General features: G+C 66.7%; 1 protein-coding gene. It reads left to right on the top strand.

Going from position 1 to position 1,008, the window contains the following annotated elements:
• Positions 1-57 precede the first annotated feature (57 nt).
• Positions 58-989 (top strand): IS5 family transposase gene (locus MUU72_RS35090; protein WP_372503305.1). Its coding sequence is split into 2 segments (ribosomal slippage): positions 58-390 and positions 393-989, totalling 930 coding nucleotides; the frame shifts between segments, so codons are not numbered across the junction.
• Positions 990-1,008 lie beyond the last annotated feature (19 nt).

Here is a 1,008-nt window from a genome sequence, read left to right as displayed (position 1 = left end):
CTAGGACTTGTCCGGCCGATCATGTGACTGCTCTGCGTCCGGATCGTTGATGTGGGTATGGGGCGGGGTGATCTGACGGATGCTGAGTGGGAACGGCTGCGGCCGTTCCTGCCGGTCAGTAACGGACGTTGTGGCCGGTGGCGGGACCACCGGCAGGTGCTTGACGGAATTCTGCACCGGGTGCGGACTGGTGTGCAGTGGCGTGACCTGCCCGATCGGTTCGGGCCGTGGAAGACGGTCTACGAACGTCACCGGTTGTGGTCGGCGGACGGAACCTGGGAGCGTCTGCTCCAGCAGGTTCAAGCCGCCGCCGACGCGCAAGGGGAAATCGACTGGGACGTCTCGGTCGATTCCACCATCGTGCGGGCTCATCAGCATGCGGCCGGTGCTCGCACCGATCCACCGCCGGCTCCCGGCTCAAAGGGGGCCGAACCCGCAGAACACCAGGGCGAAACCGCCTGGCAGAGCCTCGTCGCTCGCCTGGTGGAGGTGGTGCGGGAGGTGAGGGCCTGGGCCGCTCGCGCGGCGGGTTCACCAGCAAACTCCACCTGAGCGCGGATGGCCGCTGCCGTCCGCTGTCCCTGATCGTCACCGCAGGTCAGCGGGCAGACTGCACCCAGTTCATCGGTGTGCTGGAGAAGATCCGAGTGCCGCGGAAGGGTTCAGGCAGGCCCCGTAAGAAGCCCGCGAGCCTGGCGGCCGACAAGGCATACAGCAATGGTCCCGTCCGCGCATACCTGCGACGCCGCGGCATTCGGCACACCATCCCGGAGAAGTCCGACAGTCAGGACGCCCGCCTGCGCAAAGGCTCACGCGGCGGACGGCCACCAGGCTTCGATGAAGAGCGGTACAAGAAGCGCAACACCGTCGAGCGCGCGATCAACCGCTTGAAGCAACACCGCGCGGTCGCCACCCGCTACGACAAACGCGGCTACGTCTTCCTCGGCACCGCGACGGCGGCTGCCATCACCATCTGGCTACGAACATGATCGGCCGGACAAGTCCTAG

It is taken from the genome of Streptomyces rhizoryzae, assembly GCF_023155275.1.
Classification (GTDB): Bacteria; Actinomycetota; Actinomycetes; order Streptomycetales; family Streptomycetaceae; genus Streptomyces; species Streptomyces rhizoryzae.
Note: the sequence above shows the minus strand (reverse complement) of the source record. Positions and strands in the feature narration are given on the sequence as shown.